The sequence below is a fragment of the Kitasatospora sp. NPDC058184 genome (assembly GCF_042883725.1).
In the GTDB taxonomy this organism is placed as follows: Bacteria; Actinomycetota; Actinomycetes; order Streptomycetales; family Streptomycetaceae; genus Kitasatospora.
This window is the reverse complement of record NZ_JBHVVE010000007.1, coordinates 188,206-209,686: the sequence shown is the minus strand read 5'-3', so window position 1 is coordinate 209,686 and position 21,481 is coordinate 188,206. Positions and strand designations below refer to the sequence as shown.

At 72.6% G+C, this 21,481-nt stretch carries 18 protein-coding genes; 7 read left to right on the top strand and 11 right to left on the bottom strand.

Annotation, left to right across the window (positions count from 1 at the left end; genetic code table 11):
* Window positions 1-13: 13 nt before the first annotated feature.
* Entirely contained in the window at window positions 14-1,219 is a 1,206-nt protein-coding gene (locus ACFVXH_RS15940; protein WP_387823892.1) for an 8-amino-7-oxononanoate synthase, read from the bottom strand.
* Between the two features lie 155 nt (window positions 1,220-1,374).
* Window positions 1,375-3,336, bottom strand: coding sequence for a PIG-L family deacetylase (locus tag ACFVXH_RS15935; protein WP_387823889.1), 1,962 nt, complete (start codon window positions 3,334-3,336; stop codon window positions 1,375-1,377).
* A 483-nt stretch (window positions 3,337-3,819) separates the two neighbouring features.
* Here ACFVXH_RS15935 and ACFVXH_RS15930 point away from each other — a divergent pair, with 483 nt between their 5' ends.
* The gene (locus ACFVXH_RS15930; protein WP_369808340.1) at window positions 3,820-6,312 is read left to right on the top strand and encodes a DEAD/DEAH box helicase; all 2,493 of its coding nucleotides are present in this window, start codon (window positions 3,820-3,822) and stop codon (window positions 6,310-6,312) included.
* Between the two features lie 106 nt (window positions 6,313-6,418).
* Here the strand turns inward: ACFVXH_RS15930 and ACFVXH_RS15925 are convergent, their stop codons facing one another.
* A complete protein-coding gene (locus ACFVXH_RS15925; RefSeq protein ID WP_143204601.1) occupies window positions 6,419-7,270 on the bottom strand; it encodes a hypothetical protein in 852 nt (283 codons plus the stop codon).
* Between the two features lie 315 nt (window positions 7,271-7,585).
* Here ACFVXH_RS15925 and bioB point away from each other — a divergent pair, with 315 nt between their 5' ends.
* From bioB to ACFVXH_RS15905, 4 genes are read left to right on the top strand one after another with little or no spacing between them, the layout of a single operon-like run.
* Complete coding sequence (gene bioB / locus ACFVXH_RS15920) at window positions 7,586-8,812, top strand: biotin synthase BioB (protein ID WP_375873610.1); 1,227 nt, start codon at window positions 7,586-7,588, stop codon at window positions 8,810-8,812.
* 28 nt (window positions 8,813-8,840) lie between these two features.
* Window positions 8,841-10,151 (top strand): adenosylmethionine--8-amino-7-oxononanoate transaminase, encoded by a 1,311-nt coding sequence (locus ACFVXH_RS15915; protein WP_387823885.1) that lies wholly within the window; start codon window positions 8,841-8,843, stop codon window positions 10,149-10,151.
* Window positions 10,148-10,906 carry a dethiobiotin synthase gene (gene bioD, locus ACFVXH_RS15910; RefSeq protein WP_387823882.1) on the top strand — a complete coding sequence of 253 codons (759 nt, stop codon included), beginning with the start codon at window positions 10,148-10,150 and terminating at the stop codon, window positions 10,904-10,906. The genes ACFVXH_RS15915 and bioD overlap by 4 nt, the downstream gene beginning before the upstream one ends.
* A gap of 51 nt (window positions 10,907-10,957) precedes the next feature.
* On the top strand, window positions 10,958-11,404 hold the full coding sequence (locus ACFVXH_RS15905; protein WP_074003766.1) for a hypothetical protein: 447 nt from the start codon (window positions 10,958-10,960) through the stop codon (window positions 11,402-11,404).
* A gap of 222 nt (window positions 11,405-11,626) precedes the next feature.
* Here the strand turns inward: ACFVXH_RS15905 and ACFVXH_RS15900 are convergent, their stop codons facing one another.
* Window positions 11,627-11,854 carry a hypothetical protein gene (locus ACFVXH_RS15900; protein WP_387823879.1) on the bottom strand — a complete coding sequence of 76 codons (228 nt, stop codon included), beginning with the start codon at window positions 11,852-11,854 and terminating at the stop codon, window positions 11,627-11,629.
* 8 nt (window positions 11,855-11,862) lie between these two features.
* Window positions 11,863-12,087: a hypothetical protein gene (locus tag ACFVXH_RS15895; RefSeq protein ID WP_387823876.1), complete on the bottom strand. Its 225-nt coding sequence runs from the start codon at window positions 12,085-12,087 to the stop codon at window positions 11,863-11,865.
* Between the two features lie 209 nt (window positions 12,088-12,296).
* Between ACFVXH_RS15895 and ACFVXH_RS15890 the strand changes: the two genes are divergently transcribed.
* The gene (locus tag ACFVXH_RS15890; RefSeq protein ID WP_387823873.1) at window positions 12,297-13,337 is read left to right on the top strand and encodes a Scr1 family TA system antitoxin-like transcriptional regulator; all 1,041 of its coding nucleotides are present in this window, start codon (window positions 12,297-12,299) and stop codon (window positions 13,335-13,337) included.
* Window positions 13,338-13,382: 45 nt separating this feature from the next.
* Here ACFVXH_RS15890 and ACFVXH_RS15885 read toward each other — a convergent pair whose 3' ends face one another.
* The 3 genes from ACFVXH_RS15885 to ACFVXH_RS15875 all read right to left on the bottom strand — a co-directional run bounded on the left by ACFVXH_RS15885 (window position 13,383) and on the right by ACFVXH_RS15875 (window position 15,756).
* Entirely contained in the window at window positions 13,383-13,781 is a 399-nt protein-coding gene (locus tag ACFVXH_RS15885) for a hypothetical protein (RefSeq protein WP_143204603.1), read from the bottom strand.
* Window positions 13,782-14,361: 580 nt separating this feature from the next.
* Window positions 14,362-15,000 carry a DUF6461 domain-containing protein gene (locus ACFVXH_RS15880; RefSeq protein ID WP_143204604.1) on the bottom strand — a complete coding sequence of 213 codons (639 nt, stop codon included), beginning with the start codon at window positions 14,998-15,000 and terminating at the stop codon, window positions 14,362-14,364.
* A 132-nt stretch (window positions 15,001-15,132) separates the two neighbouring features.
* Window positions 15,133-15,756 carry a helix-turn-helix domain-containing protein gene (locus ACFVXH_RS15875; protein WP_380744385.1) on the bottom strand — a complete coding sequence of 208 codons (624 nt, stop codon included), beginning with the start codon at window positions 15,754-15,756 and terminating at the stop codon, window positions 15,133-15,135.
* 112 nt (window positions 15,757-15,868) lie between these two features.
* Here ACFVXH_RS15875 and ACFVXH_RS15870 point away from each other — a divergent pair, with 112 nt between their 5' ends.
* Window positions 15,869-17,323 (top strand): aminopeptidase P family protein, encoded by a 1,455-nt coding sequence (locus tag ACFVXH_RS15870; RefSeq protein WP_380780205.1) that lies wholly within the window; start codon window positions 15,869-15,871, stop codon window positions 17,321-17,323.
* A 69-nt stretch (window positions 17,324-17,392) separates the two neighbouring features.
* On the opposite strand, the gene ACFVXH_RS15865 is transcribed toward ACFVXH_RS15870, so the two are convergent.
* From ACFVXH_RS15865 to paaK, 3 genes are all read right to left on the bottom strand, one after another.
* Entirely contained in the window at window positions 17,393-18,799 is a 1,407-nt protein-coding gene (locus tag ACFVXH_RS15865) for a pyridoxal phosphate-dependent aminotransferase (RefSeq protein ID WP_380744381.1), read from the bottom strand.
* A 243-nt stretch (window positions 18,800-19,042) separates the two neighbouring features.
* The gene (locus ACFVXH_RS15860) at window positions 19,043-19,762 is read right to left on the bottom strand and encodes a class I SAM-dependent methyltransferase (RefSeq protein ID WP_387823867.1); all 720 of its coding nucleotides are present in this window, start codon (window positions 19,760-19,762) and stop codon (window positions 19,043-19,045) included.
* A 97-nt stretch (window positions 19,763-19,859) separates the two neighbouring features.
* Window positions 19,860-21,194: a phenylacetate--CoA ligase PaaK gene (gene paaK / locus ACFVXH_RS15855; protein ID WP_387823864.1), complete on the bottom strand. Its 1,335-nt coding sequence runs from the start codon at window positions 21,192-21,194 to the stop codon at window positions 19,860-19,862.
* Window positions 21,195-21,481: the final 287 nt, after the last annotated feature.

The window sequence follows — 21,481 nt, the reverse complement described above, 5'->3', positions numbered from 1 at the left end:
CCGCTCCGGAGCCTCAGCCCCGCGCACCCACCGGCGCCAGCTCGGCGACGATGCGGACGGCCTCGGCGATCTGCCCGTCCGTCAGGTCGCCCCGGGCGGTGAGGCGCAGGCGGGAGATGCCGTCCGGGACGGACGGCGGGCGGAAACAGCCGACGGCGAGGCCCGCGCGGCGGCAGTCGGCGGCCCAGGCGACGGCGGCCTCGGGGCCCGGGGCGCGGACGGAGACCACCGCGGCCTGCGGCTCGCAGGCGTGCAGTCCGGCGGCGGTGAGCTGCCGGGCCAGAGTGCGGGCGACCTCGCGGGCGCGCTCGGCGCGGGCCGGCTCGGCGCGCAGCAGGCGCAGCGCGGCGAGGGCGGCCCCGGCGGCGGCCGGGGCGAGGCCGGTGTCGAAGATGAAGGTGCGGGCGGTCTCGGTGAGGTGCCGGATCACCCGGCGCGGGCCGAGGACGACGCCGCCCTGCGAGCCGAGCGACTTGGACAGGGTGGCGGTGGCCACCGTGTCCGGCTGCCCCGCCAGCCCGGCCGCGGCGAGCGCCCCGGTGCCGCCGGGGCCGAGCACGCCCAGCCCGTGCGCGTCGTCCACCAGCAGCGCGGCGCCGTGCGCGCGGACGGCCTGCGACAGTGCGGGCAGCGGGGCCGCGTCGCCGTCCACCGAGAACACCGAGTCGGTGACCACCAGCGCCCGCCGCTGCGCCCGCCCGGCGAGCACCTCGGCCACGGCCGCCGGGTCGCTGTGCGGGGCCCGGTGGACGTCGGCGCGGGAGAGCCGGCAGCCGTCGATGAGGGAGGCGTGGTTGTAGGCGTCGGAGACGATCAGGGTGTCCGGGTCGGTGAGCGCGGTCAGCGCCGCGAGGTTGGCCGTGTACCCGGAGGAGAACACCAGCGCGGCCTCCACCCCGCAGAACTCGGCCAGCTCCTCCTCCAGTTCGCTGTGCAGCGCCGTCGTCCCGGTCACCAGCCGCGACCCCGTCGAGCCCCCGCCCCACCGCAGCGCCGCGTCCGCCGCCGCCCGGGCGACCACCGGATGCCTGGTCAGCCCCAGGTAGTCGTTCCCCGCGAGGTCCAGCACCGCGTCGTCCGCCCCCCGACTGCGCAACGTCCGCGTCAGCCCGGCCTCCGCCCGCATCGCGGCCGTCTCGTCGAGCCAGTCGAAGACGTGCGCGGGGGCGGGAGCGGCGAGGACGGAGGGGCGCGGCTCGGCCGCGAGCGGATGGTTCATGCCCGGCACTCTGGCATGCCGCCGCGCGTCGGGCAATGTGCGGATCGGCACATATCAACGGGCTGATCCTGTCGCGATTTCCTCGGGTGGCCTCGCCGGTCATCCGCTCCGGCGGCTGTTCGGGAGTGCTCCCGAACAGCCGCCGGAAGAGGCGGTCAGAGCGGCAGGCTCTGCCAGGGGCCGAAGGTGGTGGGGGTGGTGGCCGTGCGGAGGTACACCCGGCCGTCGGTGCCGATGGCGAAGAGGTGGAGGACGCCGGTGCCGTCGGTGAGGGCGGCCGGGTGGTCGAGGACGGTGCCGCCGAGGTCCTGCCAGGGGCCGTAGCCGCTGTCGGGGGCGGTCTGGGCGGTGGTGCTGACGCCGCCGGCGGCGTTGCGTTCGAACAGGACGACGCGGCCGGCGAGGGTGGCCGCGGCCGGTTCGCCGACGCCGCCGTGGCCGCCGAGGGGGGCCGGGGTCCGGCTCCACGGTCCGCCGGGCCGGGTCTGGTAGCTGACCAGCACCGCGCCGGTGCCGACCTCGCGGTAGGCGAGTTCGATGCGGCCGTCCTGGTCGAGGGCGGCCTTGGGCGGGCTGGCCGGGCGGGCGTCCGGGATCGGGTCGGGGCCGGTGAGGGCACCGTTCGGGGTGTTCTGGTGCCAGCCGAGGACGGCGGTGCGGGTGGCGGCGAACACCTCGATCGCCCCGGCGCCGTTGCGGATCGCGGCGACCGGGTCCTGGAGGTCGGTGCCGCCGAAGTCCGTCCAGGTGCCCGTCCACACCCCGCCCGGGGTGGTCTGCCGGATGCCGCTGAGGCCGCCGCCGCCGTTCTTGACGAAGAGTTCCAGCCGCCCGTCCAGGGAGTTGGCGACAGCGGGCACGCCGACCTGGTCCTCGTTGCCGAGTCCGGTGTTGGGGTTGCCGTGGTCGGCCCAGCTGTCCCACCAGCGGCCGTTGGGCACGGCCTGCGGCAGGGAGAGGAGGTGGTGGTCGGTGAGGCGGCGGGCGAAGACCTCCAGTCGGCCGTCGGCGTTGGTGCCGACGGCGATGCCGGGGGCGATCCGCCCGCCGGGGTCGGCCATCCGGAGCGGGCCGCCCCAGCTGCCGTCGGCCTGGCGCCAGTAGGTGTGGAGGGCGCCGGCCCGGACGACGAAGACCTGCGGCCGGCCGTCCTGGTTGAGCCCGGCCCAGGAGGTGCCGCGCGACCAGCGGTAGTACATCCGGGAGAACCAGAGGGCGGAGTAGTTCCCGTCGGAGTGGTCGTGGCCGGCGTACTCGGAGAAGAACACGCCCTTGGCGCCGGCCGTCGCCGGGTCGAGGTTCACCGGGGCGTCGCCGATGTTGTAGTCCCGGTAGTTCACCTGGATCAGGTTGCCGCCGTAGAGGCCGGCGGCCTGGCCGGCGAACTTCGCGGCGGCGACGTGGTCGGAGTGGTCGCCGGAGTAGCGGCGGTCCGGGAGTTCGTCCTGGGCCCGGAGCACGGTCGGCCGGTAGGTCGCCATCAGCTGGCGCAGTACTTCGACGACGTCGGCGGCCGTGTAGGTGGACGGCCCGGACAGCGGGCTGTCCTTCGGGACGACCGTGGTGTCGGTGCCGCCGTTCAGCACGCCGCCGAGCCGGGCGTCGTGCAGGTTGAGGAAGATCAGGTGCACCGGCCGGCCCTTGAGGACGTACCGTTCGACCTGCTTGCCGGCGACCGTCCAGGCCTCGGCCGTCCAGTGCCCGACCTCGTCGGTGGCCGGGTCGGTGTCGCCGACCCCGGTCATCCGGGAGTAGGCGTTGACGGCGCCCATCTGCCGGTTCCAGGTGCGCAGCGGTTCGCCGGCGGTGTCCCAGCAGACGGTGGCGCAGGGGTCGCCGGTCGCGTTCCCCGCGGTGACGAAGACGGTGACGGACGGCGTGCCGTCGGCGAGGGCGTTGGAGAGGTCCGGGTTCATGAAGAGGATGTCGTCGTCCTCGTGCGCGACGATCTGCATGAACAGCGGTCCGGAGCCGGTGGCCGCGGCTCCGGGTACGGGTACGGCTGCGGCTCCGGGTTCGGCCGCGGCCGCGCGGGTCGCCGTCGCCTTGGTCAGGACGGGTGCGGCGAGGGCGGTGAGCGCGACGGAGGCGAGGAGTTGTCGTCGTCCGATTGCCATGGGATCCCCCAATTCGAGATCGGGACGTGAGCATGCCAGAAGGAGGTTAACCCATCCCCGGGTCCACAATGCCGCGCGCCGCATTCCGCGAACGTGTCGTACTGGAAAGACAGTTGACGCACGCTCAAACGTCTTCGCCCACTTCCTTCCCGGTATCCTCGTTTCCGGACGAACCCGTTCCTCCGTCGGGCCGCGCACCCCGGCCGACCACGGCGTTTCCCCCGTTCCCGCCGGTTTCCCTCCGCTTTCCCGCCGGTCCGCCGCACGGTTTCCCACCGGCTTCCCACCGGTTTCCCCCTGGTCCACCGCGCGCTTTACCGCCGGTCCGCCGCGACGCCCCGGAGCGGGACGGACGCCCCGCCGCCGTCCCGCACCGCCTGATCGACGTCCGCGGAACCCCCTCCGGCCCTCCCCTCGCGGCACCGGGCTTTGCCCGGGGTGGCGGCGAGCAGGCAAGATAGCCGGGTGACCCTCCTTGATCTGATGCCGAAGCCCGCCACCCCCGACGCGCTGTACGAGACGTTCGCAGCCTGGTCGGAGGAGCGCGGGATCACGCTGTACCCGGCACAGGAGGAGGCGCTGATCGAGCTGGTGTCGGGGAACAACGTGATCCTCGCGACGCCGACCGGGTCGGGCAAGAGCCTGGTGGCGGCGGGGGCGCACTTCGCCGCGCTGGCGGAGGGGAAGCGGACCTTCTACACCGCGCCGATCAAGGCACTGGTCTCGGAGAAGTTCTTCGACCTGGTGAAGATGTTCGGCACCGAACAGGTCGGCATGATGACCGGCGACGCGAGCGTCAACCCGACCGCGCCGATCATCTGCTGCACCGCCGAGGTGCTCGCCCAGATCGCGCTGCGCGACGGCACCCGGGCGGACATCGGCCAGGTGGTCATGGACGAGTTCCACTTCTACGCGGAGCCGGACCGCGGCTGGGCCTGGCAGATCCCGCTGCTGGAGCTGCCGCAGGCGCAGTTCCTGCTGATGTCCGCGACGCTCGGCGACGTCCGCCGCTTCGAGGAGGACCTGACCCGCCGCACCGGCCGGCCGACCACGGTGGTGCGCAACGCGACCCGCCCGGTGCCGCTGTTCTACGAGTACCGCCGCACCTCGATGCACGAGACCCTGGAGGAGCTGCTGCAGACCGGCCAGGCGCCGGTCTACGTCGTGCACTTCACCCAGAAGGAGGCGGTGGACCGGGCCCAGTCGCTGATGAGCATCAACATGTGCTCGAAGGCGGAGAAGGAGGCCATCGCCGACCTGATCGGCGGTTTCCGCTTCACCACCAAGTTCGGCCGCAACCTGTCCCGTTACGTGCGCCACGGCATCGGCGTGCACCACGCGGGCATGCTGCCGAAGTACCGTCGGCTGGTCGAACGCCTCGCCCAGGCGGGCCTGTTGAAGGTCATCTGCGGCACCGACACGCTCGGCGTCGGCGTCAATGTGCCGATCCGCACGGTGCTGTTCACCGCCCTGTCCAAGTACGACGGGCAGCGCGTGCGCATCCTGCGCGCCCGCGAGTTCCACCAGATCGCCGGCCGGGCCGGCCGGGCCGGCTTCGACACCGTCGGCCAGGTGGTGGCCCAGGCGCCGGAGCACGTGATCGAGAACGACAAGGCGATCGCCAAGGCCGGGGACGACCCGAAGAAGAAGCGCAAGGTCGTCCGGAAGAAGGCCCCGGAGGGCTTCGTCGGCTGGACCGAGGAGACCTTCGACAAGCTGATCGGCGCCGACCCGGAGCCGCTGGTCTCCCGGTTCAAGGTGAGCCACGCGATGCTGCTGTCGGTGATCGGCCGCCCGGGCAACGCCTTCGAGGCGATGCGCAAGCTGCTGACCGACAACCACGAGGACCGGGCCGCGCAGCGCCGGCACATCCGCACCGCGATCGCCATCTACCGCTCGCTGCTGGAGGGCGGCGTGGTGGAGCGGCTGCCGGAGCCGGACGCCGAGGGCCGGATCGTCCGCCTCACCCTGGACCTCCAGGAGAACTTCGCGCTCAACCAGCCGCTGTCCACCTTCGCGCTGGCCTCCTTCGAACTGCTCGACCCGACCTCGCCCTCGTACGCGATGGACGTCGTCTCCATCGTCGAGGCGACCCTGGACGACCCGCGCCAGATCCTCGCCGCGCAGCAGAACAAGGCCCGCGGCGAGGCCGTCGGCGAGATGAAGCGCGACGGCATCGAGTACGAGGAGCGGATGGAGCGGCTCCAGGAGATCACCTACCCGAAGCCGCTGGAGGAGCTCCTCACCCACGCCTACGAGGTGTACCGCCGGGCGCACCCGTGGATCGGCGACCACCAGCTGCAGCCGAAGTCGGTGGTCCGCGACCTGTACGAGCGGGCGATGACCTTCTCGGACTACGTCGGCTTCTACGAGCTGGCCCGCACCGAGGGCATCGTGCTGCGCTACCTGGCCGGCGCGTACAAGGCGCTGGAGCAGACCGTCCCCGAGGACGTGAAGACCGACGACCTCAAGGACGTCATCGCCTGGCTCGGCGAGCTGGTCCGCCAGGTCGACTCCAGCCTGCTGGACGAGTGGGAGCAGCTGGCCAACCCGACCGAGCCGCAGGCCGCCGAGGTGCGGCTGGACGACAAGCCGGCGCCGGTCACCGCCAACGCCCGCGCCTTCCGCGTCCTGGTGCGCAACGAGATGTTCCGCCGGGTCGAGCTGTGCGCGCTGGAGCACTACGAGGAGCTCGCCGACCTGGACGGCGAGTACGGCTGGGACGCGGACCGCTGGGCGGACGCCATGGACGGGTACTGGGAGGAGTACGACGACCTCGGCACCGGCCCGGACGCGCGCGGCCCGAAGATGCTGCTCATCGAGGAGGAGGACTCCTCCTGGCGGGTCCGGCAGATCTTCGACGACCCGGAGGGCGACCACGACTGGGGCATCAGCGCCGAGGTCGACCTGTACGGCTCGGACGAGGAGGGCCGCGCGGTGCTGCGGGTGACCTCGGTGGACCGGCTCGGCGGCTGAGCCGGCTGTACGTCGACGCCGGATGTACGTCGACGCCCCCGGAAGCTTCGGCTTCCGGGGGCGTCGTCACGTCAGAACGGGCCGCCGTCGCAGCCGGGGAGCGCCGTCACATCCAGGCGAACGGCGACCCCGCCGCGTAGGAGAGCGCCCGGGTGGCCTCGTCCAGGGTCTGCTCGGTGCTGGGCGCCGCGCCGGTGGCCGGCTGGCCGGGCGTGGTCGGCGCCCCGGTGCCGCTCGGGGCGGAGCCCGCCGGGCGGCCGTCGCCGGGCCGCGAGCTGGTGACGGTCACGTAGTGCCCGACCGCCTCGACCCGCGGGTCGCCGCCCTGCTTGGCACCCGGGGCCTGGACGGGGCCGGTGGTGGTGTCGGCGAGCATGAAGGCGACCGCCCCGGGCTTGGTCCGCAGGGCGTCGGCGGCCCTGGCGGCGGAGGGCTGGTCGGGGAAGCGCAGCAGGGTGACGCTGCTGAGCACCGGGTGGTCCTGGCCGCTGAAGCTGACCGTCAGGTAGCCCTGGCAGCCGGTGTCCTTCAGCGGGTCCTGGCCGCGGTCCTGGAGCACCTCGACGCAGTTCTCGCCCTGCCGGACGCCGTTGCGCCGCGCCTTGAAGGCGCCGACCTCGACCGGCCGCTGGGCGGGGAAGAGGTTGTCGACATTGAGGGCCTCGGGGTCGGTGCGCGGCGGCGGGGCGCCCACCACGCGCGGTGTCGCGGACGAGTCCTTGGTGGACGGGCCGAGCCCGGGTATGTAGTCGCCGGGCATCGGGCGGGTGATGAGCCATCCGCCGGCCGCGACCACTCCGACGACGACGATCCAGCCGGCCGCTCGACGGCCCGTCAGCCGGCGGCCCCGCCTGAGGTCCGTCCCCCCGTCGGTGTCGGCGCCCCCGCCGGTCCGCTGCCCTGCCCGGTCGTCCCGGCCTTCTCCCGGAGTCGGGGTGTGCTCCCCCTGCGTGGTCATGGCGCAGATTCTAAGCACCCCCGGCGTGGCGTGGATCACGGGGTCGGGGGTTGTGGATCATCGTCCGCCGGAGGCCGCCACCGGCCCGCCACCGGCCCGCCGCCGGTCGGCCGCCGGTCGGCCGCCGACCGTCCGGCACCCCGCTCGCCATCCCGATCGCTACCGGCCAGTAACCGGAGGTCCGGCCCCGCGTCAAGCTCGTGACCAGCGGCGGAACCGTGACCTTCGACACTGTGGCAATCGGCACATCCTCACACCGATCTTCTGGCGGGTTTGCTCTGGCGCCGCTCGATCGCCACCAGGCAGGATCGCCCCATGGATCTGCTCGATACCCTCACCGCCAAGGGCCTGCGCGGCGAAGTCCCGACCCGCGAGGAGGCCCTGGCCGTCCTCGCCACCACCGACGACGAGCTGCTCGACGTGGTCGCCGCCGCCGGCAAGGTGCGCCGCCGCTGGTTCGGCCGCCGGGTCAAGCTCAACTACCTGGTGAACCTGAAGAGCGGGCTCTGCCCGGAGGACTGCTCGTACTGCTCGCAGCGGCTCGGGTCCAAGGCCGAGATCCTCAAGTACACCTGGCTCAAGCCCGACCAGGCCGCCGACGCCGCCCGCGCCGGGGTGGCCGGCGGCGCCAAGCGGGTCTGCCTGGTCGCCAGCGGCCGCGGCCCGACGGACCGCGACATCGACCGGGTCACCGACACCATGGCCGCCATCAAGGACGCCGACCCCGAGGTCGAGATCTGCGTCTGCCTCGGCCTGCTCTCCGACAACCAGGCGGAGCGGCTCAAGGCGGCCGGCGCCGACGCCTACAACCACAACCTCAACACCTCCGAGGGCACCTACGGCACCATCACCAAGACCCACACCTACGCGGACCGGGTCGACACGGTGCAGAAGGCGCACGGCGCCGGGCTGTCCGCCTGCTCCGGCCTGATCGCCGGCATGGGCGAGAGCGACGAGGACCTGGTCGACGTCGTCTTCGCGCTGCGCGAGCTGGGCTCGGACTCCGTCCCCGTCAACTTCCTGATCCCGTTCGAGGGCACCCCGCTCGCCAAGGAGTGGAACCTCACCCCGCAGCGCTGCCTGCGCATCCTGGCGATGGTCCGCTTCGTCAACCCGGACACCGAGGTGCGGATCGCCGGCGGGCGCGAGGTGCACCTGCGCTCGATGCAGCCGCTCGGCCTGCACATCGCCAACTCCATCTTCCTCGGCGACTACCTGACCAGCGAGGGCCAGGCCGGGCAGACCGACCTCGACATGATCAAGGACGCCGGCTTCGAGGTCGAGGGCGCCGGCGAGGCCACCCTGCCGCGCCACCGCGCGGACGTCGCGGAGGCCGCCCAGGCCGGCCACGCCTCCGGCGGCTGCGGCAGCGCGGCCTCCGCGTGCGGCAGCGGCGGCGGCTGCGGGCCGTGCGGCGGGCACGCCCACGCCCCGTCCGCACCGGCCGGGGAGGCGTCCGAGGCATCGGACGACGAGCTCCGCGGCGACCTGGTGAAGGTCCGCCGCCGCGGCGCCGGCACCGAACTCGCGCCCAACGCCTGACAGTTCCGACCCCTCCGGAGAACGCACCATGCTCCAGCCGTCCGCATCCGCGACCGACCTGCTCGCCCTCGACCGCGCCCACGTCTGGCACCCGTACGGGCCGATGCCCGGGACCGTCACCCCGTACGTGGTCGAGTCCGCCTCCGGGGTGCGGCTGCGCCTGGCCGAACCGGTCGCGGGCGGGCGGCGCGAGCTGGTCGACGGGATGTCGTCCTGGTGGGCGGCGATCCACGGCTACCGGCACCCGGTGCTGGACGAGGCCGTGCGCGACCAGCTGGGGCGGATGAGCCACGTGATGTTCGGCGGGCTCACCCACGAGCCCGCCGTCCGGCTGGCGGCCACGCTGGTGGAGATCACCCCGGAGCCGCTGCGGCACGTCTTCCTCGCCGACTCGGGCTCGGTGGCCGTCGAGGTCGCGATGAAGATGTGCCTCCAGTACTGGCAGTCCACCGGGCGGCCGGCCAAGCGCCGGCTGCTCACCTGGCGCGGCGGCTACCACGGGGACACCTTCCACCCGATGTCGGTGTGCGACCCGGACGGCGGGATGCACCACCTGTGGGGTGGGGTGCTGCCCGGCCAGCTGTTCGCCCCCGAGCCGCCGGCCGGGTTCGACGCCCCGCTCGACCCCGCGTACGCGGCGCGGTTCGAGGAGCTGATGGCCCGGCACGCCGACGAGCTGGCCGCCGTCATCGTCGAGCCGGTGGTCCAGGGCGCCGGCGGGATGCGCTTCCACTCGCCGGCCTACCTGCGGATGCTGCGCGACCTGTGCGACCGGTACGGGGTGCTGCTCGTCTTCGACGAGATCGCCACCGGCTTCGGGCGCAGCGGCGCGCTGTTCGCCGCCGACCACGCGGGCGTCTCTCCGGACGTGATGTGCCTGGGCAAGGCGCTGACCGGCGGCTACCTGACGCTGGCCGCCACGCTGTGCACGAGCGAGGTCGCCGACGGGATCAGCCGCGGCGAGGTGCCGGTGCTCGCCCACGGGCCGACGTTCATGGGCAACCCGCTGGCCTGCGCCGTCGCCAACGCCTCGCTGGAGCTGCTGCTCGGGCAGGACTGGTCGGTGGAGGTCAAGCGCATCGAGTCCGGACTGGCCGAGGGCCTCGCGGCCGCGGCCGGACTGCCCGGCGTACGGGACGTACGGGTCCAGGGCGCCATCGGCGTCGTGCAGTTGGACCACCCCGTGAACGTCCCGGCGGCGACCGAGGCGGCGGCGCGCGAAGGCGTGTGGCTGCGGCCCTTCCGGGACCTGATCTACACCATGCCCCCCTATGTGACGGAGGACGAGGACGTGGCACGCATCGCCGCCGCCGTGACCGCCGCGGCGGTGTCCGGATGAACGCGCGCATCCTGTTCGTGACGGGGACCAACACCGACGTCGGCAAGACCGTCGCCACCGCGGCCGTCGCCTCCGCGGCGCTGCGGGCCGGGCGGAAGGTCGCGGTGCTCAAACCGGGGCAGACCGGCGTCTCGCCGGATGAGCCCGGGGACGCGGCCGAAGTCCGGCGCCTGGCGGGCGAACTGACGATCCGTGAGCTCGTGCGCTACCCCGAGCCGCTGGCACCCGACACCGCCGCCCGGCGGGCCGGGATGCCGTACCTCTCCCCCGCCGAGGTGGTGACCGAGGTCGCCGAACTCGCCGCCACCCACGACCTGGTGCTGGTGGAGGGCGCGGGCGGACTGCTGGTCCGCTACGACGACGAGGGCCGCACCCTCGCCGACCAGGCCCGGGCGGTGCTCGACGCCGGGCTCCCGGCCGAGGTGCTGCTGATCGCCTCCGCCGGACTCGGCACGCTCAACATCGTCTCCCTGACGGCAGAGGCCCTGGCGGCCCGCGAACTCCCCCTCGCGGGCGTGCTCGTCGGCTCCTGGCCCGCCGAGCCCGGCCTCGCCGAACGCTGCAACCTCGCCGACCTGCCCCGCTCCGCCGGCGCCCCCCTCCTCGGCGCCCTCCCGGAACGCGCGGGCCACGCCGAGGACTTCGCCGCCCTCGCCGTCACCGCACTCGCCCCCGCACTCGGCGGCACCTGGAACGCGGAGCACTTCGAGGGCGCGTACCGGCCCGATTGGGGCCCGCTTCGCTCGAAGGGGTGATCCCGGCTTCCGCCACTGTCGGAAGCCGGGATGGCTCAATACCGTTCTTCCATGACAGACGGGCTCACCGCAGACGAGGCCCTGCGGGCCTTGGCCGCCCTGGAGGCGGCATTCAAAGACGACGACGAGGCACTGACCGCCCTGGCGGCGAGCGGGCCCGGTGAACGGCCGCTCCCGGCGCTGGTCGCCGCGTACGGCGAGCACGCCATGGACACCCTGATGGCGCTCGCGTTCGGGCTGCGCGCCACCATGAGCGACGAGGAGATCGCGGAGATCTCCGACGCCGTCAGCTCCAACATCGGTGCCCGGATGAGCGCCCTGCTCACCCAGACCCTCAAGGCCTGGGGCACCCTGGCGCCGTCGGAGGACCTCCCCGTCATCAAGATCATCGCCCACACGGTGATCGACGCGATGCGGGCCGTCACCGAGGACCCGAGCAAGACCGAAGTCCTGCCCCTGCTCGCCACGTTCCGCAGCTACGCCCTCAACGGCACCTGAGGGACGGGGAATTCGGCGCGGGCTTCGAGACGACTCGAAGCCCGCGCTGCTATGCACGTACTCTCATCCAGCCCGCCACGAGCATGAACGCGCCCGTCGAGGCGGCGAGGAAGACGAGGACGAACACCAGGGCGCTCGCCACCGGCGGTACGCGCTCGGGAATCAGCAGGAGGACCGATGCCGCGAACACGAGGCTTCCGGCGGTGATGACGCCGGCTCCGGCTACGGCCGCATACCTCTGCGGAGGACGACGACCAGCCGCTCGATGACGTCCGGCCGGGCGGCCCCGAGGTCGATCAGGACGACGCCGGTGGCCTTGGCCGAGCGCCAGTCGATGCCGAGGGACGGGAGTTTCACGTCGGCGGCGTTCAGGACGGCCTGGAGGTCGTCGAGGACGTCGGCCGCGGCGCGACGGTCCTCCGCCGTGATCTTGTCGATCATGCTGCTCATGGGGCATCTCACTGTTCGGTGTCGGTGAGCCAGCGCGCTTCGGTGTCCCACTCGACGCCGCCGCCGAGCGGCCGGAGGTAGGCACGGCCGTGCTGCCACCCCATGAAGGCGGCCCAGCGACCCGAGCGGACGTCGAAGACCCGCTCGCCGACGATCGAGGGCCGGTAGGGGTTGGTCGGCGGCGCCACCCGTCGCACGGGCGGCGCCGCCGGGGTCATGGCGGAGGCGTTCATCCGCGCTTCGGGGATGGCGTCGCCGCACTGCGCGCATCGGCACGGCGGGAAGTTCCGCCGCAGGACGAGGCTTTCGCCGCATTGACTGTTCGTCATATCCACCGATTAGTTCCTCTCTGTTGCTATCCCCTCACCAAGAGTGTCCAATCACGGCTAGCATCGGAAGAGCTTCACTTTGACAGCGAGCACTGTGGAATCGGGTAATCACCATGCCCCATCGGGAAGTAGACCCCACCTCGTCGCCGGACGCGGCCATCGGCGTTCAGCTCCGGCGCTTCCGCAAGGCCAGGGGGCTCACGCAGGTCCAGCTCGGGCGGCGGACCAACTACAGCGATTCACTCATCTCCATGATCGAGAACGGCGACCGCCCCGCGCCGCTGCCCCTCGTTCGGCGGTGCGACAAGGAACTCGACACCTGCCAAGCGCTTGAGCTCCTGTACTGGACGGCCAAGAGCAGCACCTTGATCGGCGGGTTCCTCGCCTACATCGAGCACGAGGGCAAGGCCACCGCCCTCAAGATCTACGAGATGAACGTCATCCCCGGGTTGCTCCAGACGCGGGCCTACGCCTCCGCGCTCATCTACGCCGCGGCCCGGCGGGGCGAGATCCCCGAGGAAAAGGCCATCGAGCGCCTGAATGTCCGGATGGCGCGGCAGGCCCTGCTGTACCGGGACCCCGCTCCCTCCGTCCACATCATCATGGAGGAGAGCTGCCTGCGGCCCATCGGCGGCCCCTTCGTCATGGCCGAACAGCTTCGTCGGCTGGAGAGCATCGCCGGCCTTCCCCACGTCATGCTGCAGATCGCGCCGTCCAGCCTCGGTGAAGACCTCCCTTCGACGTGGCCGTTCACGCTCCTGACCTCGCCGGACGGGGACTGGATGGCCTACCTCGAGACCATCCAACGGGGCTACGTCGAGCGGGACGACAAGGACAAGATCCGTTCCCTGTCAAGGGTTTACGATTGGCTCCAGGCCCAAGCCCTCTCATGTGCGGACTCGCTGGCGCTCATCCGCACCCGGCTCAAGGAGTTCCAAGCCATGTTCCCCATCGCGACGGTCAAGCCCGCCTCCTGGTTGAAGTCCTCGTACAGCAACGGTGGTGGTCAGTGCATCGAGGTCGCCCCCGGCCTCCCGGGCGTCCTCCCCGTCCGCGACAGCAAGGACCCTGACGGCCCGCAGCTCGCCTTCGGTACGGACGCCTGGCAGTCCTTCATCGCGGGCGTCAAGTCCGGCGAGTTCGGGAGCATCTGACTCCCTCGCCGCCCTGCCGCTCCGGCAGGGCGGCGGCACCACTGCTCAGCGGGCCCCGGCGACAAGGAAGCGGCCGGAGCGCCAGTGCAACCGGGCCGGACCGCCGGTGGGCCAGTCGTGGTTCAGGTGGCGGCGGTCGCGGCCGAGGGCGCCGAGGGCGTGGGGGCGCAGGGTGCCGCTCCTCAGGCCGGTGGCCTCCTCGGCCGTCACCGGCATGATCGTCACGTACTGGGCGTCGTCCCCGCCCATCCAGTCGACGACCTCGGTGAAGATCCACACGAACCGCTGCGAACAGCCCAGGCAGCGCCGCAGGTTGACGGCGAAGCGCGAGCCGTCCACCACCTCCGCCTCGTGCTCGAAGCCCTCCCGCTGCCGCCCCCACACCGCCCGTTCGTCCTCGCCGTAGCACTTCGCGCAACCGAACTCCGCCATCGGCCTACCCATCGGTCGACTCCCTGTTCCGCGACGTCCCGTGTCGCGGCCCATGATGCCCGCAGGGCCCCACCGACCGGCCGCACCGTCACCCGACCGGGGAACAATTCACGGGCCGTTCCCGCGCAGTTCGCGCCCCAGGGCGGACATCCGCACGGCGGGTTGACGCACCCGGGGCCCGGCTCGGCCCGGTTCGCCCCGGCTCCGGCTTCGGGCCGCACACCTCGGAGTCCAGGCCGACTGCCCTCGCGCCCGAACGGGCCTTCACGGCGAAGGGTGGCACGGACATGTCCCAGATTTCTGGGATTCTCCTCGCCCACCGACCTCGCGCAGAATCGGCGTCAGGCACCCCGGTGAGCACGGGAGCCCGCCAAGCCACCCGTCGGAGAGGGGAGTTGATCAGCGATGTCACGCTCCTTCAAGCGCGCCGATGACAAGGCCTGGCGGACCCGCTCCCGGTCGCTGACGCTCGGCTGACGAACGGCTCTGACCCCGCACCCCACCCCGCCCGGCGCGCCGCCTCCACGGCCGCCGGGGGGATCAGGGTCAGGGCAGGGGGCGCGCCGGCCGGAGTCCCGGCCGGCCGCCCCCGTCAGTCGGTCTCCAGCAGGAGGGCCGGGAGCTCGGCCTCCCGCACCAGATCGCGCGGCAGGGTGAGGCCGAAGTGCCGGCCGAGCACCTCCAGGCAGGTGCGGTGGAGGTCGTCGCCCGCGCGGTCGTGGTCGGGCAGGCCGACGGCGGCCAGCTCGGCCGTCAGGGCGGCGGCGGTGGCCGGCTCGCCCTGGACGTCGCCGGGGCCCCAGGAGGGGTCCAGGTGGAGGTTGAGGGAGCAGACCTCCCGCCCGTCCCGGTGGGCGCTGAAGAACGGCGGCACCGGCTTGCCGTTCTCCTCCTCGAACTCCAGGTGGTAGACCTCGGCGCCGCCGCGCGAGACCTCCGGCCGGACGCTCAGCTCCCCCTGCCAGTAGCCGTACGCCACCGCGAAGGCGAGGTCGCCGCTGCGCCCGTGGTGCAGCGCGATGTCCTCGATGCCGCCGGCGAACTCCAGCTCGTACTCCTCCACCAGGTCCTCGGCGGTGAGTTCGTCGAGCGGCCGCGCCGTGCGCTCCGGGAGCCCTTCGGCGAGCCGGGCCGCCAGTTCCTCCGGCTCCAGGCCGCGGGCGAGCACGACGCTGTAACCTCCGTAGGCGATCGATTCGGGTTCGGCGAGCCAGGTGAGTGCGTCCGTCATGATGATCATCCTGCCGCACCCATCCGCTCGTTCGGTATTCCGAACGATCCGACCGTCCATCGAACCACCCGCCGAGCCGGCCACCGAACCGCCCGCCAGGCCGTCCGATACCGGAGCCCCGGCGCCGGAGCGTCAGTGCCAGAGCCCCCACACGGCCGGCCGGACCGGCGAGGCCTCGGCGAGGTGGCCGTGCTGCTCGGCCCGGTACTGCAGCACCAGCACCGAGCGGACCGGCTCGCCGTCCAGCGCGGTGTAGGCGTGCGGGAGCGCGGCGTCGAAGCCGATGTAGTCGCCCGGGCCCAGCTCGATCTCGCGGCCGTCCACCCGCACGCCCAGCCGGCCGGCCTGGACGACGGTGTGCTCGGTGCCGGTGTGGCCGCCGGACTCCTGCGCGGCGCCGGTGCGCACCACCTGGTCGTAGAGCTCGAACACGGTGTCCCCGGACTCGATCCGGCGCAGCGGCCGCAGGTCGACGCCGCGCCCGCTGAGCACCTCGGCCTCGGCCGCCCGCACCACCGTCACCTCGCCGGCCGGCCGGGCCTCGACCAGGTCGGAGATCGGCACGCCGAGCACCCGGGACAGCCCGAGCACCGTCTCCAGCGTGGGGTTGCCGGCCCCGGACTCCAGCTGGGAGAGCGTCGCCTTGCCGACCCCGGCCCGCCGGGACAGCTCGGACAGCGACAGTCCGCGCTGGGCCCGCACCCGCTTCAGGTTGGCGGCGAGGACGCCCCGGACGGATTCCTCGGCGTCGTTCACGCTGGGCCTCTTCTCTTGCGGCAGTGTTCGATATACCGTACGGGACGCACACCGACGGACGGGGCAGCGTAGCGAAACACCCCGCTGCCCTCACCCTCACCAGGAGACCGCAGTGACCGAGCCCGCCGAGACCACCGAGCCCGCCGAGACCATCAAGTACCGGAAGAACGGCCTGACCCGCGGGGTCACGGACGAGCTCGCGGAGAGCATGAAGCAGGGCTGGGCCGACACCGAGCGCACCGCCCTGGAGCCCGTCCCCCAGGCCGCGCACACCGCCCGCCGCCGCGCCGCGCTGTCCGCCGCCTTCCCCGGCGAGCTGCTGGTCGTCCCGGCCGGCAACCCCAAGGTGCGGGCCAACGACACCGACTACCCGTTCCGCCCCTCCTCCGACTACGCCTACCTGACCGGCGACCAGTCCGAGGACGGCGTCCTGGTGCTCGCCCCGACCGGGGAGAGCGGCCACGAGGCCGTGCTCTACCTGCGCGACCGCTCCCGCACCGACAACGGCGAGTTCTGGCTGGACGGCCACGGCGAGCTGTGGGACGGCCGCCGCAACAGCCTGACCGAGAGCGAGCGGCTGTTCGGCCTGCCCTGCCGGGACGTGCGCACCGCCCGCGCGGACCTGCGCGCCGCCACCGGCCCGGCGCGCGTGCTGCGCCGCCACGACGCGGGCGTCGAGGAGGCCCTCGCGGACCGGATCACCGCCGAGCGGGACGAGGAGTTCGAGGTCTTCCTGTCCGGGCTGCGCCTGGTCAAGGACGCGTTCGAGATCGAGGAGCTGCGCTTCGCCTGCGCCGCCACCGCCCGCGGCTTCGAGGACGTGGTCCGCGTCCTCGGCACCGACTCCGAGACCGCCGAGCGGCTGATCGAGGGCACCTTCTTCGTCCGAGCCCGGGTCGAGGGCAACAGCGTGGGCTACAGCACCATCGCCGCGGCCGGCCCGCACGCCACCACCCTGCACTGGGTGCGCAACAACGGCCACGCCCGCCCCGGCGACCTCCTGCTGCTCGACGCCGGCGTGGAGACCAACCACCTCTACACCGCCGACGTCACCCGCACCCTCCCGGTCAGCGGCCGCTTCACCGAGCTCCAGCGCAAGGTCTACGACGCCGTGTACGCGGCCCAGGAGGCCGGCATCGCGGCCGTCCGGCCGGGCGGGCGGTTCCGCGACTTCCACCACGCCGCCCAGCGCGAGCTCGCCGAACACCTCACCGCCTGGGGCCTGTTCGGCGACCTGAGCGCCGACAAGGTGTACGAGCTGGGCCTGCACCGCCGCTTCACCCTGGCGGGCACCGGCCACATGCTGGGCATCGACGTCCACGACTGCGCCCACTCCCGCACCGAGGAGCACGTCGACGGCCCGCTGGAGCCGGGCATGGTGCTCACCGTCGAGCCGGGCATCTACTTCCAGGAGAACGACCTGACGGTGCCGGAGGAGTACCGGGGCATCGGGGTGCGGATCGAGGACGACATCCTGGTCACCGAGGACGGCAACGAGAACCTCTCCGCCGACCTCCCGCGCCGCTCCGACGAGGTCGAGGCCTGGCTGGCCCGGCTGCGCGGCTGAGCAGCGGAAGAGCGGCACCGGGACGTACCCGGTGCCGCTCGCGCCGTACGACTACCTGAGCCGCTCCGGCTACTTCAGCTGCTGCAGCGCCACGCCCACCCGCCGCACGGCGGCCTCGACGTCGTCGGGCATCCGGCTGGTGAAACAGAGCCGGAAGAAGCCCGGCTCCGCGTTGTGCATGGTCCCGCCGGGCAGCAGGGAGACCTCGGTGGGCTTGGCGGCGAGGTAGCGGAACAGCCACTCCTCGTTCGGGTCGAGCCCGTCCGGCCCGATGGCCGGCAGCCCGTTCACGTGCTCGCCGGGCGCGCGCTTGCCGAGGTACCTGGTGAGGTCGAGCCAGAAGAACATCGCGGCGTTGTCGCCGTCCTGGTGGACGTACTCGATCCCGGCGGCGTCCAGGGCGTCCTTGGTCCTGCGGAAGCTCGCGCTCAGCAGCGTGCGGTACTCGCGCATCGCGTACACCGGGTAGGGCTCCCCGTCGACGGTGGCCTTGAACAGCTCCCCGATGACATAGGTCTTCAGCGAGTCGAACGGGGTGAACCAGGGCAGCGCGCGGGTCTGTTCGGCCGGGTCGTCGCTGCCGAGCATGGCGCGGTGCACGGCCTCGTTCTTGGAGATGACGAACCCCGTGCGGAAGCCGGACAGCCCGAAGTCCTTGGCGAAGCCCCAGACCAGGTGGACCCGGTCGGCGTGCTCCTGGTACGCGTCCAGGGCCACCGCACTGGTGAACGGCGTCGTCCCGGTGTCGAGTTGGGAGTGGCAGTAGATCTCGTCGGAGATGATGTGGAGGTCGGTGTGCGCGAGCGCCCAGCCGTAGATCTCGTCGAGGAGTTCCTTCGGGTAGTTGACGCCCAGCGGGTTGTGCGGATTGGTGAGGACGAGCAGCCGCGGGTTGTGCCCGGCCTCCTTCCGCGCCTCGTAGGCGTTCACGATCAGGTTCAGGGTGAGCCGGTAGCGGTCCTCCCCGTGGGTGGGCAGGTGCACCGGGACGCACTTCAGCTTGGGCCGTTCCTGGAACGACCAGTTGAAGCCCTGCCAGTACGGCGCCGGGATCAGCACCTCGTCCCCGGGCTTGAGCGGCACACCGCCCGTCCCCTGCCGCCGCATGAGCCCGTAGGCGATGCACTCCAGCGCGGAGGAGACCCCGGCGCAGCCGAAGACGTCCTCCATCACGACCGTGCGGCCGAACGCCCGGGTGAGCAGGTCCGCCGCCTGCTGACGCAGCCACGGGATGCCGACCGGGGCCATGTACTTGATGTTCAGCTCGGGGATCAGCCGGATCTTCTCGAAGACGTCCCGCTGCATCGAGTCGTGGTAGAGCAGGACGTTCTCCGCGACGGACAGGTCGACGGCGGTGTCCGGCGCCAGGTGCTGGTGGTAGAAGGCGAGGGCCTGCTCGAAGTCGGGCAGGCCGGCGTGCAGGTCGGCGATCGCCTGGGGCGAGGCGATCCTGAGTCCGTTCTCGGTGATGGTCATGGTGGGTCCCCTGTCGGGTGGGCGGGTCCGGCAGCGCGCCAGCAAGGGTGCCGGAAGGGTGCCGAACGGCGCCGGACACGGCCGGACGATGCCGTTCGCACACGCATCGGCCCCAGCCGACCACGCCCCTGACCCGGCCGCCAGCGCTCGGCGGCCGTCCGGACGGCGGGCGCGCCCCGGCCCGCCGTCCGGACCGGGAACCCGCTTCAGCCCGTCGCCCGTGATGCCGGTGCCCTTGGCCGGTCAGCCCAGTCGCCACACCGTCGTGGTCTTGACCGCGGTGTCCTCCAGGTCCGCGACCACCGGCACCTGGTACGCCGCCACCGCGGTGAACCGGTCCCGGGGCAGGTAGGCCCGGCCCGGGTCGCCGACGACGACGGTCGCGCCGCGCGCCACGGCCCGCTCCAGGAAGGGCAGGAAGCGGGCGGCCATGGCCCGTTCGTAGAAGACGTCGCCCGCGAGCACCACCTCGGCGGGCCCGCCGTCGCCGTCCACCAGGTCCACCAGGGCGCCGTCCACCCGGACCCCGTTGGCCTCGGCGTTCAGCCCGATCGCGGCCACCGCGTAGGCGTCGATCTCGGCGGCGCGCACCTCCGTCGCCCCGCGCAGCGCGGCGGCCACCCCGACCAGCCCGGAGCCGGCCGCGACGTCCAACACCGTACGGCCGTCGACCAGTTCGGGGTGGTCCAGCACGTAGCGGGCGACCGCCACCCCGCCCGCCCAGGCGAAGGCCCAGAACGGCGGCGGCAGCCCGGCCCGCCCGCGCGCCCGTTCGGTGGTCTCCCACAGGGCGATGGCGTCCTCGGCCATGTGGAGGCTGATCTCGGGCACGAAGGGGACGGGCTTCAGCTCGGTCTCCCGCCGGATGAAGGCGAGGTCCTCGGCGGTCCGAGGATCGGACTGGGGATCGGACTGAAGGGCGGGCGGGAGAGCGGATCGGAGAGTGCGCAGCTCACTCGGCATGTCCGCAGCATAGGGCCCGCGCGGGGGTGCTCCCCGCCACCCGCCCGGCGGGACGCCCCCGCCCGTGTGCCCGACGGCCGGATTCACCACCTCTCGCTCAACCCCGCTCGTCCACCACCCGCTTGATCTTCCCGACCGAGCGCTCCAGCGTGTACGGGTCCACCACCTCGGCCGCGACGGTGATCCCGACCCCGTCCTTCACCGCCCGGACGATCTCCGCCCGCGCCGCCTCCCGCAGCTCCGCGGGGGCCTCCGGCCGGGCCTCCACCCGGACGGTCATGGTGTCCAGCCGCCCCTGCCGGCCGAGCCGCAGCTGGAAGTGCGGCGCGACGCCCGGGGTGCGCAGCAGGATCTCCTCGATCTGGGTCGGGAAGACGTTCACCCCGCGCAGGATGATCATGTCGTCGCTGCGCCCGGTGACCTTCTCCATCCGCCGGAACGCCGGCCGCGCGGTGCCGGGCAGCAGCCGGCTGAGGTCGCGGGTGCGGTAGCGGATGATCGGCAGCGCCTCCTTGGTGAGCGAGGTGAAGACCAGTTCGCCGCCCTCCCCCTCGGGCAGCACCTCGTCGGTGAACGGGTCGACGACCTCCGGGTAGAAGTGGTCCTCCCAGATGTGCAGCCCGTCCTTGGTCTCCACGCACTCCTGGGCGATGCCCGGGCCGACCACCTCGGAGAGGCCGTAGATGTCGACGGCGTGCAGGTCGAGCCGCTCCTCGATCTCGCGCCGCATCTCCTCCGTCCACGGCTCGGCCCCGAAGATGCCGATCCGCAGCGAGGTGCTCCGCGGGTCGACGCCCTGCCGCTCGAACTCGTCGAGCAGGGTCAGCAGGTAGGACGGGGTGATCATGATGATCTCGGGCTCGAAGTCGAGGATCAGCCGCACCTGGCGGGCCGTCATGCCGCCGGAGGCCGGGATGACGGTGCAGCCGGCCCGCTCGGCGCCGTAGTGCGCGCCCAGGCCGCCGGTGAACAGGCCGTAGCCGTACGCGATGTGCGCCTTGTGGCCGGGCCGGCCGCCGGCCGCGCGGATCGAGCGGGCGACCACGTCGGCCCACATGGAGAGGTCGTTGTCGGTGTAGCCGACCACGGTCGGCAGTCCGGTGGTGCCGCTGGAGGCGTGGATCCGGCGGACCCGCTCCATCGGGACGGCGAACATGCCGAAGGGGTAGCCCTCGCGCAGGTCGGCCTTGGTGGTGAAGGGGAAACGGGCGAGGTCGTCCAGGGTGCGGCAGTCCTCGGGGCGGACGCCGGCCGCGTCGAACTTGCGACGGTAGAACTCGACGTTGTCGTACGCGTGCCGCAGGGTGGCCCGCAGCCGGGTGAGCTGGTGGGCGCGCAGCTCGTCCGGACCCATCCGCTCGCCGGCGTCCAGGAGCTCGGGCGGTAGCGGCTCCCCGAGGTGTCGGCGCGGGACGGGTGCGGTGCCGGTCATCGTCGCTCCTTCGCTGCTCTGCCGATTTCGCTGCTTTGCCGATTTCGCTGCTCTGCCGAGGTTCGTCCGCATCGAGGACGCCCAGGCCGAGATCACCGACCGATCGTTCGGTCAGCCCCCTGCGCTCCATTGATCCAGTACCCGAACCACCTGTCAAGGGATCGCGCGGACCTTCCGGAATGTGAAGTTCCGACCGCTTCGCGGCAACTTCGTGTCGGGAGCTTGGCTAGCCGATATGAAAATCATTACAGAAGTTTGACTTGCTTCCGCCCTTCACCGCCCCGCCC